The organism is Pseudomonas sp. EA_5y_Pfl2_R50 (assembly GCF_963970475.1).
Classification (GTDB): domain Bacteria; phylum Pseudomonadota; class Gammaproteobacteria; order Pseudomonadales; family Pseudomonadaceae; genus Aquipseudomonas.
On the sequence record NZ_CAXAPT010000206.1, the window covers coordinates 1 to 431 of the forward strand.

The following is a 431-nucleotide window of genomic DNA, read 5'->3' on the forward strand; positions in this document are numbered from 1 at the left end:
TCAATGGCTTCTTCCTGAACCCCTTGCTGTTCCCGATGGCGGTGGTGTTCTTCATCTCGTCGCTGGCCGAAACGCAGCGCGCGCCGTTCGATCTGGCCGAGGCCGAGAGCGAATTGGTCGCGGGCTATCAGACTGAATATTCGTCGATGGCGTTCGCGCTTTATTGGCTTGGTGAATATGCCAACGTTATTCTGATGTGCGCCTTGAACGCGACGTTGTTCTGGGGTGGGTATCTGCCGCCGCTCGACATTCCGATCCTGTACGCGGTGCCGGGGATCCTCTGGCTGTTTATCAAGATCCTGCTGTTCTTCTTCGTGTTCAGCTGGGTGAAGGCGACCGTCCCGCGTTACCGCTATGACCAGCTGATGCGGCTGGGGTGGAAGATCTTCCTGCCGCTGTCGCTGTTCTGGGTGTTCCTGGTGTCCGGCTTC

General features: G+C 58.2%; 1 protein-coding gene. It reads left to right on the top strand.

All coding sequences use genetic code 11. From position 1 onward, the window contains the following. On the top strand, positions 1–431 hold a 431-nt coding region (locus tag AACY19_RS27470; protein ID WP_339454637.1), incomplete at both ends, for a complex I subunit 1/NuoH family protein.